The sequence below is a fragment of the Vibrio sp. Vb0667 genome, from assembly GCF_033391095.1.
Genome location: NZ_JAWPOL010000001.1, coordinates 106,333 through 121,174, shown reverse-complemented (window position 1 = coordinate 121,174; position 14,842 = coordinate 106,333). Strand labels below are relative to the sequence as shown.

Genomic DNA, 14,842 nt, shown 5'->3' with positions numbered 1-14,842 from the left:
CTCGCTGAACGAACATTAAAGACTCTGTATTAACCATTGAGCAAAGGTGTTTACGTGTGATTTTTCGGATGCTCGAACCATCATATAATGTGCACCAGAACTTGGCATATGCCAATTTCCAGCCTGGACTAATACGCCCTGTTGCAGCTCATCCTCAACAAGAAAGTCTCTTACCAGCAACACGCCAAGTTGATTAATCGCAGCATGAATAGCAAGCAATGAGTGTTCAAACTCGGCGACGACTTTGCTCACCTTCCCTTGATAACCTTGGTGCGTAAGCCACTCTTGCCAAGATTCATGATAACCGCTAGTACAGATTTTAGGCGCTTTAGCTAACTGCGAGAGGTCATTTATCGGGTTTAAATGCATAAAGCCGGGGCTTGCGACAACAATCCAGTTTTCTTGGGTTAATCGTATGGCTTCTTGCTCTTGCCAATCTCCATCTCCGTTAATAATTTCGATATCCGCAATCGCACTGGCGTTTGGAACTGTATTAGCAGTTGTCGAGACTTTAAAGGAAATGTCTGGGAATTGTCGCTGAAAATCAGCCAATCTTGGCATTAACCACTGAGAGCAAAAGCTGTGAGCGACATGTAAGTTAACTTGCGTATTCTTGGGACGAGTAAATAAATGCTGCGTCGTGGTCGATAATGTTTGAAGCACATGATTAACCACAGGCCAGTATTCTTGTGCGGAGCAGGTCAGCGTAAGGTGAGTGCCCTTGCGCACGAATAACGTCGCATTGAGCTGTGACTCTAGCGATTTCACCTGTTGGCTTACGGCCGCACGAGTCACATTTAGCTCCTCTGCGGCTTTTGTAAAACTCTGTAGTCGCGCCGTGGCTTCAAAAGCTCGGAGCAAATTGAGCGGCGGTAAACTTTGCATATCATTCTCCCAAGCACTTGGCTGTCATGCTATGAACTGGTGATGACAAATTGATGAAAGTGCTGAGTTTGTTAAGCGGGATCAAAAAAGCCAGCGTGATACACGCTGGCTTTTGGAACTGTCTCTTAAGCAGGAATTATTCTGCTTTCTCAGTGGTTTGGTATTCAAACGCAGGGACAACTACTTCAACACGACGGTTCATTTGACGACCTTGACGTGTTTCGTTGCTTGCTACTGGGTTAGCTTCACCCATGCCTTTCACTGTCATACGCTCAGCCGCAATACCTTTTGCTTGGAACTCGTCAGCAACGGCTTTCGCACGTTTTTCTGTGAGTTGCTTGTTGTAAGCAGCAGAACCTGTCGTATCGCTGTAACCCGTGATCTCAACTTGAGCTTGTGGGTAAGTATTCATCAAATCAACGGTACCAGAAAGGTTCGACGCATCTTTCACTTCTGCACTTTCTAAGTCGAATTGTACTGTCGCTGTTGTTTGAGCAGGGTAAACGTGATCTACAATGCGGGTTGCAGGACGTGCTTCTACCACCTCTTCAACGGCTTTTTCTTGAACGACTGGCTCAGAACCAAACTTGTAGTTGAAACCGATACCGAAGAAATCTGAATCCATGTCTTCAATTACATCATCAGACATATCTTGGTAGCGTTGGTATTCAGCACGTAGGCTCCAGTTGTAGTTGATTTGGTATTCAGCACCCAGAGAGCCAGTTGGTACGAAATCTTTCTCGTCACCAGCCATCATGTATGCAGCACCAACTTTCGCGAATAGATTCCAAGAATCCGTTAGCGGTAGGTTAAATTTAGGAGCAAGCGTCAACGCCCAAAGATCACCATCAACGGTGTTTAGGCCAGGCTTTTTGAAGTTTGCAGTGAAGTCACCAAGGTAATCAACACCATACTCTGCTGCAACGTACTTGTTGAAGCTGTAGCCTAAGTGCATAGATGCTGCAAAACTGTCGTCGTCACAAGGTTCGTTTAGGTAACACGCATCGTTTAGAGAGTTGTAACCTACTTTACCGCCCATGTAAGTGTCAGCAAGTGCAACGTTTGAGATCACACCACCAGCAAGTACAGTAGCCACTGCTATAGCGATTTTTTTCATTATTCTTTTCCTTTTTCTTGTACACAAAGCAACACACCGCGGCAGCATACTGCCGTAAAATATGAAGCCGTAACTTTCTCTTTTCTTCGAATAGAAATAGCTAAATAGCGTAGGAAAGAATCAAAAATGATATTCAAACGCCAATGACGTAAAACGGAAAAAGGTAACCTCAAGACCATCTATTCATGAGCTTCATCCGCATACCCAACCGAAAAATAAAGTTCGTTGCGTTGGTTTAGCCATAGTCAATTCGTTGCGGAGAATATCACAAAGAAGCCAACTTTCTGTGACGCAAATCACCATAAAAGGCCACTTTCTCAAATTTAAGAATCATCATTTAAGCTTGTGAATGGCAACAAATTTTTACAGGGGAGCGTGGATGTGGAGAGCACAAAAAAAACAGCTCATTTAAATGAGCTGTTTTCGAAATAATGAAAAAGCGTTAACTCGTCGCGCTAAATTTTATCCGCTACGGTTAACGTTGCAGCTAATACATCTTGCCCAAACAAGACACTACGCTCAGGAGACCAACCGTAAAGTGGATCAGGGTGATTGTTGTTATCTTTAAATGGCATTTCGATTGTGTAAGACAAGCATTTGAACTGCTCTGCAACCCAATTTGAACCCACAGTCAAATTCGCTTTACCAGGCTCATCTTTATCGTAACCAATCTCATCTTGGAACTCTGGCGTAATAGTCAATAACGCTTGCTTAAATGATGCCTCTAAAGCGGCAAGATTTTCATCGTAAGAAGGAATACCTTCTGAGCCAGCGACGAAGTTATACGGAATCGCTTCATCGCCATGGATATCTAAAAACATGTCAACACCCGTTTCCAGCATGCGCTGACGCACAAGGTAGACTTCTGGGCTCTTTTCCATTGATGGCGTTTGCCATTCACGATTTAGGTTTACACCTACTGCGTTGGTACGCAAGTGACCGCGAATACCACCGTCTGGGTTCATATTTGGTACGACGTAAAGCACCGCTTTTTCAAGCAATGCACGCGCAACCGTGTCGTTTTCATCTAACAGACGTTGGATCATACCTTCCATGAACCATTCCGCCATTGTCTCACCTGGGTGCTGACGTGCAATCATCCAGATTTTCTTTTTGCCTTCTTCTGGCTCACCGAAAGTAAGCAAGCTCATGTCATTGCCATCTAGCGTATGACCAAGCGTCTCTAGTTGGCAGTGGTGCGCGCTTTGTGCCATGTGTAACAAGTCTAAATGACGATCGTACGTGTATGGCGCAAAGTACGCGAAGTAAATTGAGCTGCGCTCAGGGATTACAGTGAAAGTCAGCGTGTCGCCATCGAACTCTGCCGGTAGTCGGAACCATTCTTCACGATCGTAAGACGCAACCACATCGTAACCTTGCCATCCTTCTGGATAAGCCGATTTAGCCAAATCAAGCAATTTGATGGTGTGTGATTGCTCAGCTTCTGTCTCAAGACGGAAGTGGAACCACTGGTAGAATTCCGACATATTGTCGTTAGGAATTTTGAGTTGGATGTCGTTTTTGTCGTCCGCTTTCACTACGTGAATGCTGCCGCTATCGAAGTTGCTGAATACTTTCATTTTATGACTCACCTTTTAAATCTGAGCTTGAAAGACAGAGGCTAACACAAGGCTTCATCGCGCCCCAATGACTTTCACTGCAAACTGTCTCGTTTGTGGCTAAAGTCTTCAGTTTAGTCAAGCTTATCCGCTTTGCCTGCTGGTCCCGCGAGTTTTGCTAGCCACTTATCCCAGATAAACGGCGTTTTCTCGTTATCTTCTGCTTCCTCTTTTCGACGTACCGCGTTGCGCACTATCATAGCCCCGGTCCAGCGAAGCGGTTCTGGTGGGAAATACCCCAACGGTCCTTTGGCTAAACCACTGTTCGTCCACTCGTTATCGATTCCCAATATCAATGAAGATAAGATCTTTCCGCCCATTCGAGTCTGCGCTACACCATTGCCTGAATAACCAAATCCGTAAAAGATATTGCTCTGTTTATCTAGCTCGCCGAAAAAAGGGAAACCAGTAGCAGAACGATCAGAGCCCCCCGTCCATGAATAAGCAAACTCCTCTCCTCTCAAATGAGGAAACAACTTATCGAACGACTTGCGCAGTAGACCTTGGTAGCGTGTTGGCTTGTTAAACATTGCGTCAACTTGGTTATTGAAAGAAAACTGATTGCCGCCTTTCCCCAACATCAAACGGCCATCTGGCGTATCTCGGTAATAGTGGACGAAGATACGTGAATCCAACACGCTAGAACCTGCCTGCCAACCAGATAGAGGTAGTGCGTCACCAAGCGGCTTGGTGATCACCATGTCGGAAGAGACCACCACGATACTGTTTTTGAACTGTTTAAACTGCTCCACCATCCATGCATTTAATGCCAATACCACCTGCTGCGCTTGAATGTTTCCTTTAGGTGTACAGACAATGGCAGGTTTTCCATAATCTAGACGCGTCATCGGCGTGTTCTCATAAACTTCTACACCCAGATCAATAGCAACACGGCGTAACCCCCTCACTAATAATGCAGGTTGAACGCTGGCTGCAACTGGAGAGTGAAAGCCTTCTATATGTCGAGGTGAACCCGCATTGGCACGCAGTTCCTCCACCGAGCAACGACGCCAACTGTTCACTTCTAATCGCTTTAACTCGTCCACAACTGGCTGCATTCCCCCAGTTTGAGCCTGATTGGTTGCAGTGTAATAAACCCCTTTCAACGATAATTGCGCATCGATGTTGTGCTGCTGACAAAAGTCGTCAATCTCTAGCACTGCTTGTTCCGACTCTTTTACTAACCAAGCAGCATGTTCTTCACCGAATAACCGTTTCAATGTCGGAAACTTTGTCGACCAAGTCAGCATACAACCGCCGTTTGCGCCCGATGCACCACTGCCACAAAGGCCTTTTTCAATCACGACTACCTTTTTTTCCGGAGATTGCTGCTTAATCATAATCGCGGTCCAAAGTCCGGTGTATCCGCCACCAACAATCGCAACGTCAGTATTAATGTTCTGCTGTAACGGTTGTGGCGTTTCTGGTTGCTCAGCTTCAATTGCCTGCTTGAACCAATATGAATGATGTGTCATCGGGTATCCTCGTTAGTGCGTTACATCCATTTCCGCAAACACTTTACAAACGATGATGACAATCAACGAGCAAGAAAATCTAACGCTGAGCGATAGAAAATGTTGCACTGAGAGTGTGAAAATTTTCGCTTTCGACAAAAACAAAATGGGGAGCTCGTGGCTCCCCAAAACAAACAGCAAAAAATATTAGTGGTAAACAATTCAAGTCCGTCTTACTGGTTAGTATTTACCGGTATCACGCATGCGGTACTCGTATTGAACATTGAGAATAGGCTGGTAAACAACTTGCCCGTCACTTTGCAAGAACTCATTTACCATGACTTTTGAGTCAGTGATAGAAAACGATTGGCGATCAACATACGTTGTAAGGCTCGTAAACTCATCACGGAGTTGTCCAGATGATTTATTTTGGTAGCTTTGGATCATGTCTCGGCCCATTTCATAAGCCGCTTGTTTGCTATCCATTACGTCGCCATGGATAGTTTCGGTATCGTTTGTCCACTGATAACCACTAGCAAGAGCCATAGAAGGTGCAGCAATCAGAGCAATCGTACTTGCTAAAGTTGTTAAGCGTTTCATAAACCTCTCCTTACTTACCTTTACATCGGGCCAAAATTGGCTCGATACTTATAAGGTACGTATAAAGACCTAAAACACGTCAAAACAATTTCAAATAATGTTCAATTTTCGTTCAACTTATTTCACATTAACTTAGCAACTCAACGTCATATTCAGCCGACATTCGCATTTTCTTTCTTTTGAACAATGGGTTTCAACCTGACACTTCCTTACCAAACCATACAATACCTAAGGTCAATTTTCTCTTAGAATTCCAGCAAAAGAACAGTGTTCAAAACCTTACACAAACGTCGGACACAGCAAAAACCACCTCTTTTCAGTCGTGCTTTGCATTCCTCCTTTTCGGGTTCTTCGCTGCTCGTCCGTCGGTTCTTAATTGTCGCTATTGAGCACAAGTTAATCTGGAGTGAAAATGACCGCGAACAAATCCATTTTTTACCATAGCAAATCGATTTACTCAGATGATTATGCTGATGTCTACAAGCCAATTTGGACCTACAGAGCTAAGTTCATCTTACGTGCGCTTTATTACAAACGTGCATTTAAGCACCTTTCAGACAATATTGAATCGTCATTGTTAGAGTTGCTTTGTACACGTACGCATCGGTTTTTAGAGAAACCGTTTCGTCCGTATATCATCAAAAACAACTCAGCGTTCGATCGTTCTAACTTGGTAGTTGATCACTATAAAACTATTTCAGAACTGTTTTCTAAACAAACAATCGAAGAAATCTACACAGACTCGAAAGGCCTAACATTAGCCTCTTTTGAAATTGACGAAATACTGTACTCGGTGAGATTAGTATACGAAGCACGTTATCAAAAAGAAGGCGACATGAGCCTAGTGCTGCACAGCGCTGAAGATGGCAACTTCTACACGCTCTCTTTTACGCTAGGTCACATCGAATCTGGACGCAGCATTATGATTGGCGGCTTACAAGGACCGCGAAGCAGTGAAGAAAACAACGCGAAAATTAAAAAGCTAACTCGTAAGCTTTACGGACAGAGACCAAAAAGCTTGATGGTGAGCTTGCTCACTTTGCTCGCACAAATTTGGGAAGTAAATACGATTCTAGCGGTGAAAACGCAGTCCCATACTTACGCAGCTAAACGTTACAGCAAAGGGCGAATAAAAACGGATTACGATGCACTCTGGCAAGAATTGGGCGGCACCGAATACAATCGTCATTTTTACTCAATTGATGTAAATGCACCCCGTCGAGATATCGAAGGCATGTCGCGCTCTAAGCGTTCGATGTATCGTCGCCGTTATGAATGGCTAGACAACACCAAGGTCACTTTCGAACAAATATTAAAAGGCGAGCAAGCTAAAAGCTAAGGAGAAGCGTTCATGCGTTATTCATTCATTACTGCTTTAGTGCTGTCGGCTTTTTCTTTGTCAGCCAATGCAGAAACCAGTGAGCACATCATAGGTACAAACATTGGCTATGGCGATGTGAACTACGATGCTCCGACAAGCAAAGAATCAGGCGACATGTTCTTAGGTGAAATATATTACCGCTACATGCCAACACATAACTTTGGTATCGAAGCAGGTTATAAAGGCGCGTTTGACGGTATCGGCTCGATACTCGTGAGTCCGATTTCAGAAGTCACCGATACGAGCTTCTCCGGACCTCGCTTGAGTGGCTATGCTAGCTATCCTCTGGGTTCAGGTTTCGAACTGTACGGCAAGGCAGGTGTCACTCTCTACACTCTCGAATACACTTATAAAGTGAACGGTCAGAGCAAGAACATCGAACACTCAAGTGTCGGAGGTGAAGCGGCTGGCGGTATCGGCTGGAGCTATAAACACTTTGGTTTGAATGCAGAATATGTGTACTCAAAAAACAGCGATTTTGACTCTAGCGGCGTGATGTTTGGTGCGCAACTGCGTTTTTAAACAAGGCTTACAAGTTAATACAAAAGGCAGCGAGAGGCTCATTCGCTGCCTTTTTTCGTGAATATAGGTCAATACGCAAGCGCGAGAATGATCCCCGCCACGATAGAAGTAACGCCAAGCCCTCGGGTGAGATACCATTTCTCAGACAGAAACCAAATCCCCATAAACAATCCAAACACAATGCTGATTTGCCTTAGTGCTACGACCAAGCTCACGTTGTCTGTCATGGTCATCGCAAACAGTACCAAACCGTAGGTGGATGCCATCATTACCCCCGCCATGCTGGCTGTTTTGCGGATCTGCCACGCAGTCTTAATCTCATCTGGCTTGCCTGTAACCAAGCACCAAACAAGAGCAGGAATACCAATTGCCCAAAACTGCACGCCTAAGTAAAAGATCGCACTGTACTGATCATTCAAGATCTCTGACGCTTGCCCTGTGAGTAAACTCAGCGCTTCTTTATCAACCAGGGAGTAACCCGTTGTGCCTATTGCGGCAATCAATGCCCAGAACACACCAACGTTCAAATAAGAGCCCAATGTCATTTGACGAAAGTTCGTCAGTGGTACCAGCATACAACCAAGGGTAATCAGCAAGAATCCAAGCCACTGCTGACTGGATAATTCATGCCCCAATGCCACACTGATTACGCCGACCATCATCACAGGCAGTGCCCGAGCAATCGGATAAACCACCCCCACATCAGCGTGCTTATAAGCGACAATCAAACCAACCAGATAAACCATTTGTGAAATGCCGCTAATGAACAGCAATCCCCAAAACTCACTCGGTAATGATGTCCAGCCAATGGTTGCCAAATACCAAATCAAATAAGGGGTAAGAATGAAACATGCAGAAAAGCTGGCGGCCATGGTAAACGCGAGTCCAGAGCCTGAGTTGCTTTTGCCAAGGATATTCCAGCCCGCATGGAGAACAGCAGAGAAAACGACGAGACCAATCGCCAACAAATCCATTTCAACGTTCCTGTCTGAATAAAAGAAAGGCCCCTAGATGGAGCCTTAGATAATGAGAAAATCCACTTAACGATTGAGTTCCGCCAGAGATTCAATGCTGATGGCATCGTGTCGCCAATACTCGATATCGCAATCAATCAACTCACCGTGCTGGTTGTAGTTGATGCGCTCCACCACCATCGCGGGAGTGCCAGCTGTCGCGCGCAGTGCCTGAGCCATTTCACCCAACAAAGTGCTCGTTGAAATGCGGTAGCGAATCTTTTGATACGTCACGCCATAATGCTCGCGGTAAATGTCCGTCAGTGAATTTGATAAATCGTAGTCCAACAGGTTCGGAAACAGCTCTGGACGAATGTAGTTTGTTACGAATACCACAGGTCTGTCTTCAAGGTATCGCACACGGTCGACTCGATACACATCCGAGAAAGGCTGCAAGTCTAGCAAACGCGCGGCTTGTTTGTTTGCCAACGTTCCTTTTGCTGCAACCAACTCCGTTTTTGGCACACGATTTTGCGCTTTCGCCATGTTCGGGAAGTTCAGCGTTTGCGTTGGGTCGTAACGCAATGGCTCAGGTGAGATAAACCAACCTCGGCGATCTTCGCGATAGATTCGACCTTCCGCTTCTAGCAGTGATAAAGCTTCACGCAGAGTGACGCGTGTAGTATCGAACGACTCCGCCAACTTACGCTCTGCTGGCAGTTTTTGACGCGGCGATAGCATGCCCGCTTCAATCTGTTCAACAATCGAATCTTTAATTTTTACGTATTGCACGAAGTGTCCTTATCTTTTGCGCCAAGCTTGTGTGCGATTCTCTAACAATTTACCCAAAGTCATCTGAACAATCTTCGCAATTGCGGCAGCCATCATAATCATCACAGCCATTGCCGCTGCAGCGCCAGTTTGACCTGCATCGTCCATATTCAGAATCGAGACCGAAGCCGGAATCGTATCGGTTGAGTAAAGGAATACTACCGCAGAAGTGGTGGTCAATGCATTAACAAACAAGTAAGTCGCAATGTCCAAAATCGCAGGTAAACACACAGGTAATGTCACTTTAAAGAACAACTTGTATTGAGGAAGCTTCACCGATGCTGCTGTGGCTTCAATCTCCGATGGCAACTGCTTTAGCGCTGCCAGGGCGGTCATGTGACCCACTGTGTAGTAATGCACTACCGTGTTAATCACCAAGAATGCCATGGTGCCATAAAGTACGTTCAGAGGATTGTTCGCATCGTTGAAGTAAAAGATGTAACCCAAGCCAAGCACCATACCCGGAACCGCCATTGGCACCACACTAAGCATTTGCATCACCTGACGAATTGGACCAAACGCACGCCCTTTCTCAATGCAGTAAGCGCCGACAAAGATGATGGCTGTACCAATAACTGCCGTCCAACCTGCCAACGTTAGCGAGTTAAAAAATGGACTCCAACCGTAAGTGCTCATTTCAGCAAAGTTGTAGTTGTTTAGCGTCAACGCTTTGTTCCAAGGCCAGAACGTCACTAACGAGCCATACACCGCCATACCCAAAACCGCCAGCACTGCGATAGAAATGATGCTGCAGTAAACCAAACAAATGCTGTCGCGCGCTTTGTTGGGTTCTGGCTGATATGGCACCGAGCGAGTGTCAAATAAGCTCTTTTGCTTTTTCTGTACCCAGCGGTCTGCGCCGAATGCCATTACCGCAGGAAATAGCAGCATAATGCTGGTCACCGCACCCATGGCAAAGTTTTGCTGTCCCACAACTTGCTTGAAGATGTCAGTCGCCAGAACGTTATAGCTGCCACCAATCACTTTCGGCACACCAAAGTCCGTGATAACCAGTGTAAAGACGACGATAAGCGTACTGATCAAACCGTATTTCGCCGCAGGTAACGTCACCATAAAGAAAGTTTTGATTGGTGAGGTTTTAAGTGCGCGGGCTGCTTCATACAAACGGGCATCTGAAGTGCGCAGCGAAGTGGTCAAAATCATCAATGCATGAGGAAAGGTCCAGAAAATCAAACCCATCGAGATACCAATCACGCCGTAAATCGAGCTTCCTAACAGCATCTCTTTGGCAATGCCTTGATTACCGAAAAGGAAGATTAAACTGATCGCTGGTAGCAACGAAGGCGCGAGAATCGGCGCAGTACCTAGGATTTGGAACAAACCTTTAAACGGCATGCATGAACGAGTCAGCGCGTAGGCATAACCAAACGCAAGCACACCGACTACCGAGGTCACAATCACGCCCAAAGTGAAGGTGTTTCCCACCGACACCCACAAGCTTGAAGAGGAAAAGTACGTCGCAAAGTTTGCCAGACCGACAAATTCGCCATTGGCATTTTGCACACTCTTGGTCAACATTGCCCAAAGCGGCATTAAGATGAACAGCACCATCATGGTCGACAAACTAGCGAGCAGACCGAACAACACAAGGTTGTCGCGGCTAACACGTCCGAGTAAGGATTTTGCTTTGTCTCGTGTAGTCAGGCTATTCATCGTCATTGTCTTCGCATCCATGTTTACACCTACGCCGCTAGTGCTTTATCAACCGAGGGCACGGCGTAACCATGCAGCCCTTCTTCAGCAAACTGGATGTAACGTACATCGCCCGCCTTGATATTGAGTTTTTGAACCGTTTCCACAGGCACATCCACTACGATGGTTTTCGTTGAGCTGTCGTTTTGCAATACGCAATCAATGCGGAAAAACGCCCCCAGAAACTCGGTTGCCGTAACTCGCACAGGTAAAGAATTGGTGTAGTTTTCTACGAACTTGATGCTTTCAGGACGCACCGCAAGGTCGAAGCGGTCACCGCGTTGGATCTTACGATTAGTCAAGCTGGGCGCTGGCATTAGGGTTTCTGCAATGCGTACTTGGGAGTCCGTTGCTACTGAGGTTTCAATAAAGTTCATGCTACCGACAAACTCAGCGACAAAGCGCGTGGCTGGTTGTTGGTAGATCTCTTGAGGTGTGCCGACTTGCTCTATCACACCATGGTTCATTACCACGATACGATCCGCCATCGACAACGCTTCATCCTGATCGTGCGTAACCATGATAGTGGTAATGCCAAGCTTACGTTGCAGCTTACAAATCTCGTCACGTAAGTGAACACGTACTTTTGCATCTAGCGCTGACAGCGGCTCATCAAGTAGCAGTAGACCCGGAGATAGCGCCAGTGCACGAGCCAAAGCAACACGTTGCTGTTGACCACCAGAAAGTTGGTTAGGGAATTTCTCGCCAGAGGTTGGAAGACCAATGGTTTCTAGCCAGTAATCCACCTTCTCTAACGCTTCTTTGGTCGACATGCCTTGGTTCTTCAAACCCACCGCAATGTTCTCTTGCACGGTAAGGTTCGGAAACAGCGCGTAAGATTGGAATACAATGCCGAAATCGCGCTTCTCTGGTGGTAGGAATGTGGTCTCTTGACCGTTTTGAAAAATCGCACCAGACGTTGGCAAGTCTAAACCTGCAATGGCACGTAATAGAGTGGTTTTACCGCAGCCAGAAGGGCCAAGAAAACAAACGAACTCGCCCTTTTCAATCGCTAGCGAGATTTTCTTTAATGCAGTGAACTGTCCGAATTGCTTCACTACATTTTCAATATTTAGGTAATGTTGGTTAGTTGACATAGCACACGCTCCAAATGGTATATACCAACTTTAATTTTGGAGTGTTACGTTCCAATGACAAATTTATAGCCAGAAGATGACAAATAGATGAAGGGAGATAAGGTTTGTTTAAGTGGTAATTAGAGATTCCCGACTTTCTTAAGTTCGTCATTCCAGCGAACCTAGGTGAGACTAGGAATCTACTTTCAGCAAACTTTGAAATAACAGAGAAAACAAAAAATCCACCTCAACCGAGGTGGATTTCAGTATTCAACTCAAAGCAAATTCGATTAAGACTTTGGCTCTGATTTCGCGTCGAACTTCTCAGACCATGCCGCTAGGATCTCTGCACGCTTACTGCCCATTTGCGCGAAGTCCATCTTCGCCATGTTCTCTTGAACATTAGGGAAGTTAGACACAGTCGCTTTCACTTCTTTATGTGCAACCACCGGGTACATTTCTACGTAAAGCTCGTTTGCTGCTTTAGAGATTGACCAGTCGACAACGCGCTTCGCTGCATCAGACTCTTTTACTAGACCAACGGCTTCTGATTCCCAGCCGATGCCTTTTGGTGTGATAACCGCTAGTGGTGCACCTTGTGTTTTCAGCTTCGCGCCGCGGCTCGCCATCGAGATACCGATAGCCACTTCACCCATACCCGCTTGAACACATGGCTTAGAGCCCGAGTGCGTGTAGTGTGCAATGTTCTTGTCTAAGTCACGCATGTAGTTCCATGCCTGATCTTCACCCATGTTTTGTAGCCAAGCAGAAACCTGCATGTAACCAGTGCCTGAAGACGCTGGGTTCGGCATTGCAATGTGACCTTTGTAAACCGGCTTCGTTAGGTCTTCCCAAGACGTTGGTTTCGGTAGGTTAAGTTGTTTCGCTACCGCTTCGTTGAAACAAACTGCGTTAAAGAACGCATCGTTACCAAACCAAGCTTGGTTTGATTGAGGGTCGTTTAGATTCGCGTGCAGCTCTTCCAAACCTTTTGGTGTGTAAGGCTTAAGAAGACCTTCATCTTTAAGCAGTGCCATTGACGAGCCAGCAAGACCCCAAACCACTTCCGCTTGAGGGTTGTTCTTTTCTGCCAGCAATTTCGCCGTCATGATACCGGTTGAATCGCGAACCCACTTAATCTTGATATCTGGGTTATCTTTCTCAAACGCAGACTTGTATTTAGCAAGAATGTCAGTTTCGAAAGCGGTGTAAACCGTGACTTCCTGTGCTGCCATTGCATTCGTAGCTAGCAGAGAGACAAGTGCAGCCAGCGATCCTTTCATCAAACGGTTTTTCATCATTTTCTCCAGTTAATTTGGCTAAGTTCTCATTTGGTCTGTACCAGTTGACGATATACACCCTACTGAGCCTTTATGACGAATTCATGACCATTAAATGGCAGTTTTACGAAAATTATCGATGAATAATCGTTCAATTGATCCGCAATTTTCTGGATATTAAAGTTTTGTGAAATTGAAGATTCGCCTATTTACTGCCCTTTTCTTCCTCGCTAGAGTGAACTCGAAATTTGGTGTAGACCAATTAGCTTATTCTGATGGAAATCGAGATGAAAAACGAATACCTACTACTGACTCCAGGTCCTCTATCTACTTCTGAAACAGTACGCGAAGCCATGCTGAAAGACTGGTGTACTTGGGATGATGAATACAACAAAGACATTGTAGAAGTGATCCGCACTAAGCTTGTAAAACTGGCGACGGAGCAAGACGGCTACACCAGCGTACTAATGCAAGGTAGTGGCACCGCATCAGTAGAAGCGACGATTGGCAGCGCCATTGGCAAAGATGGAAAGCTGCTAGTTGTCGACAACGGTGCTTACGGTGCACGTATCGCTCAGATCGCTGATTACCTAAATATTCCATGCCATGTAGTTTCCCCAGGCGAAACATCACAGCCACACTTGAACGAGGTGGAAACTGCATTGGCATCGGATCCTACAATCACACACGTGGCGATTGTTCACTGCGAGACAACCACTGGCATGCTCAACCCAATTGAGGCATTTGCTTCTGCGGCAAAAGCACACGGTAAAGTCGTGATTCTCGATGCCATGTCGAGCTTTGGTGGCATTCCTATCGATATCGCAGAGCTAGGCATCGATTTTATGATCAGCTCTGCAAACAAATGTATTCAAGGCGTACCGGGCTTCGGCTTTGTGATTGCGAAACAAACTGAGCTAGAAAAGTGCCAAGGTCAGGCACGCTCTTTGAGCCTTGATCTGTACGACCAGTGGCACTGCATGGAAGTGAACCACGGCAAATGGCGTTTTACGTCTCCAACGCACACGGTTCGCGCTTTCTATCAAGCATTGTTAGAGCTGGAACAAGAAGGCGGCATTGAGGCTCGTCATAACCGTTACCAAACTAACCAGAAAACACTGGTTGCAGGTATGCGCTCTTTGGGGTTTGAGCCACTACTGAGTGATGACCTTCACTCGCCAATCATCACTTCTTTCTACTCTCCGACGCACAGTGATTACCAGTTCAAAGCGTTCTACACACGTTTGAAAGAGCAAGGTTTTGTGATTTATCCGGGTAAGGTATCGAACGCAGATTGCTTCCGTATCGGCAACATTGGTGAAGTTTACCCAGCAGATATCGAGCGCTTAATCGGTGCGATTGAAAAAGCAATGTACTGGCAAGTTGCGTAAAGCAGCCTTCTGATTGAGAG

The 14,842-nt window shown here is 45.9% G+C and carries 13 protein-coding genes; 3 read left to right on the top strand and 10 right to left on the bottom strand.

The window, feature by feature from the left end:
• Window positions 1-15 precede the first annotated feature (15 nt).
• The 5 genes from R8269_RS00550 to R8269_RS00530 all read right to left on the bottom strand — a co-directional run bounded on the left by R8269_RS00550 (window position 16) and on the right by R8269_RS00530 (window position 5,675).
• A complete protein-coding gene (locus R8269_RS00550) occupies window positions 16-885 on the bottom strand; it encodes a LysR substrate-binding domain-containing protein (protein ID WP_005374033.1) in 870 nt (289 codons plus the stop codon).
• Window positions 886-1,021: 136 nt separating this feature from the next.
• Window positions 1,022-2,002 carry an OmpA family protein gene (locus tag R8269_RS00545; protein WP_005374035.1) on the bottom strand — a complete coding sequence of 327 codons (981 nt, stop codon included), beginning with the start codon at window positions 2,000-2,002 and terminating at the stop codon, window positions 1,022-1,024.
• A gap of 455 nt (window positions 2,003-2,457) precedes the next feature.
• A complete protein-coding gene (locus tag R8269_RS00540) occupies window positions 2,458-3,582 on the bottom strand; it encodes a M14-type cytosolic carboxypeptidase (protein ID WP_005374037.1) in 1,125 nt (374 codons plus the stop codon).
• A 113-nt stretch (window positions 3,583-3,695) separates the two neighbouring features.
• Window positions 3,696-5,096 (bottom strand): FAD-dependent oxidoreductase, encoded by a 1,401-nt coding sequence (locus R8269_RS00535; RefSeq protein ID WP_213872742.1) that lies wholly within the window; start codon window positions 5,094-5,096, stop codon window positions 3,696-3,698.
• 219 nt (window positions 5,097-5,315) lie between these two features.
• Window positions 5,316-5,675, bottom strand: a complete 360-nt coding sequence (locus R8269_RS00530; RefSeq protein WP_005374041.1) for a DUF3316 domain-containing protein — start codon at window positions 5,673-5,675, stop codon at window positions 5,316-5,318.
• A 412-nt stretch (window positions 5,676-6,087) separates the two neighbouring features.
• On the opposite strand from R8269_RS00530, the gene R8269_RS00525 reads away from it, so the two are divergent.
• Together R8269_RS00525 and R8269_RS00520 are read left to right on the top strand one after the other, a co-directional pair.
• Entirely contained in the window at window positions 6,088-7,014 is a 927-nt protein-coding gene (locus tag R8269_RS00525) for a VirK/YbjX family protein (RefSeq protein ID WP_005374042.1), read from the top strand.
• 12 nt (window positions 7,015-7,026) lie between these two features.
• Window positions 7,027-7,578 (top strand): outer membrane beta-barrel protein, encoded by a 552-nt coding sequence (locus R8269_RS00520; RefSeq protein WP_005374044.1) that lies wholly within the window; start codon window positions 7,027-7,029, stop codon window positions 7,576-7,578.
• Window positions 7,579-7,646: 68 nt separating this feature from the next.
• Here R8269_RS00520 and R8269_RS00515 read toward each other — a convergent pair whose 3' ends face one another.
• From R8269_RS00515 to R8269_RS00495, 5 genes are all read right to left on the bottom strand, one after another.
• A complete protein-coding gene (locus R8269_RS00515) occupies window positions 7,647-8,552 on the bottom strand; it encodes an EamA family transporter (RefSeq protein ID WP_005374046.1) in 906 nt (301 codons plus the stop codon).
• Window positions 8,553-8,618: 66 nt separating this feature from the next.
• A complete protein-coding gene (gene phnR / locus R8269_RS00510; RefSeq protein ID WP_005374048.1) occupies window positions 8,619-9,323 on the bottom strand; it encodes a phosphonate utilization transcriptional regulator PhnR in 705 nt (234 codons plus the stop codon).
• Between the two features lie 9 nt (window positions 9,324-9,332).
• Window positions 9,333-11,057, bottom strand: coding sequence for a putative 2-aminoethylphosphonate ABC transporter permease subunit (locus R8269_RS00505; RefSeq protein ID WP_258477298.1), 1,725 nt, complete (start codon window positions 11,055-11,057; stop codon window positions 9,333-9,335).
• Window positions 11,058-11,065: 8 nt separating this feature from the next.
• The gene (locus R8269_RS00500) at window positions 11,066-12,172 is read right to left on the bottom strand and encodes a putative 2-aminoethylphosphonate ABC transporter ATP-binding protein (RefSeq protein WP_005432488.1); all 1,107 of its coding nucleotides are present in this window, start codon (window positions 12,170-12,172) and stop codon (window positions 11,066-11,068) included.
• Window positions 12,173-12,441: 269 nt separating this feature from the next.
• A complete protein-coding gene (locus R8269_RS00495) occupies window positions 12,442-13,452 on the bottom strand; it encodes a putative 2-aminoethylphosphonate ABC transporter substrate-binding protein (protein WP_005384363.1) in 1,011 nt (336 codons plus the stop codon).
• A gap of 266 nt (window positions 13,453-13,718) precedes the next feature.
• Here R8269_RS00495 and phnW point away from each other — a divergent pair, with 266 nt between their 5' ends.
• Entirely contained in the window at window positions 13,719-14,822 is a 1,104-nt protein-coding gene (gene phnW, locus R8269_RS00490; RefSeq protein WP_033006696.1) for a 2-aminoethylphosphonate--pyruvate transaminase, read from the top strand.
• Window positions 14,823-14,842: the final 20 nt, after the last annotated feature.

What these genes read in the sequence shown, in the direction of transcription:
- R8269_RS00540 (WP_005374037.1), bottom strand. Translation starts at nt 3,582, where the DNA reads ATGAAAGTATTCAGCAACTTCGATAGCGGCAGCATTCACGTAGTGAAA.
- R8269_RS00525 (WP_005374042.1), top strand. Translation starts at nt 6,088, where the DNA reads ATGACCGCGAACAAATCCATTTTTTACCATAGCAAATCGATTTACTCA.
- R8269_RS00535 (WP_213872742.1), bottom strand. Translation starts at nt 5,096, where the DNA reads ATGACACATCATTCATATTGGTTCAAGCAGGCAATTGAAGCTGAGCAA.
- R8269_RS00495 (WP_005384363.1), bottom strand. Translation starts at nt 13,452, where the DNA reads ATGATGAAAAACCGTTTGATGAAAGGATCGCTGGCTGCACTTGTCTCT.
- R8269_RS00500 (WP_005432488.1), bottom strand. Translation starts at nt 12,172, where the DNA reads ATGTCAACTAACCAACATTACCTAAATATTGAAAATGTAGTGAAGCAA.
- R8269_RS00545 (WP_005374035.1), bottom strand. Translation starts at nt 2,002, where the DNA reads ATGAAAAAAATCGCTATAGCAGTGGCTACTGTACTTGCTGGTGGTGTG.
- R8269_RS00505 (WP_258477298.1), bottom strand. Translation starts at nt 11,057, where the DNA reads ATGGATGCGAAGACAATGACGATGAATAGCCTGACTACACGAGACAAA.
- phnW (WP_033006696.1), top strand. Translation starts at nt 13,719, where the DNA reads ATGAAAAACGAATACCTACTACTGACTCCAGGTCCTCTATCTACTTCT.
- R8269_RS00530 (WP_005374041.1), bottom strand. Translation starts at nt 5,675, where the DNA reads ATGAAACGCTTAACAACTTTAGCAAGTACGATTGCTCTGATTGCTGCA.
- R8269_RS00520 (WP_005374044.1), top strand. Translation starts at nt 7,027, where the DNA reads ATGCGTTATTCATTCATTACTGCTTTAGTGCTGTCGGCTTTTTCTTTG.
- R8269_RS00515 (WP_005374046.1), bottom strand. Translation starts at nt 8,552, where the DNA reads ATGGATTTGTTGGCGATTGGTCTCGTCGTTTTCTCTGCTGTTCTCCAT.
- R8269_RS00550 (WP_005374033.1), bottom strand. Translation starts at nt 885, where the DNA reads ATGCAAAGTTTACCGCCGCTCAATTTGCTCCGAGCTTTTGAAGCCACG.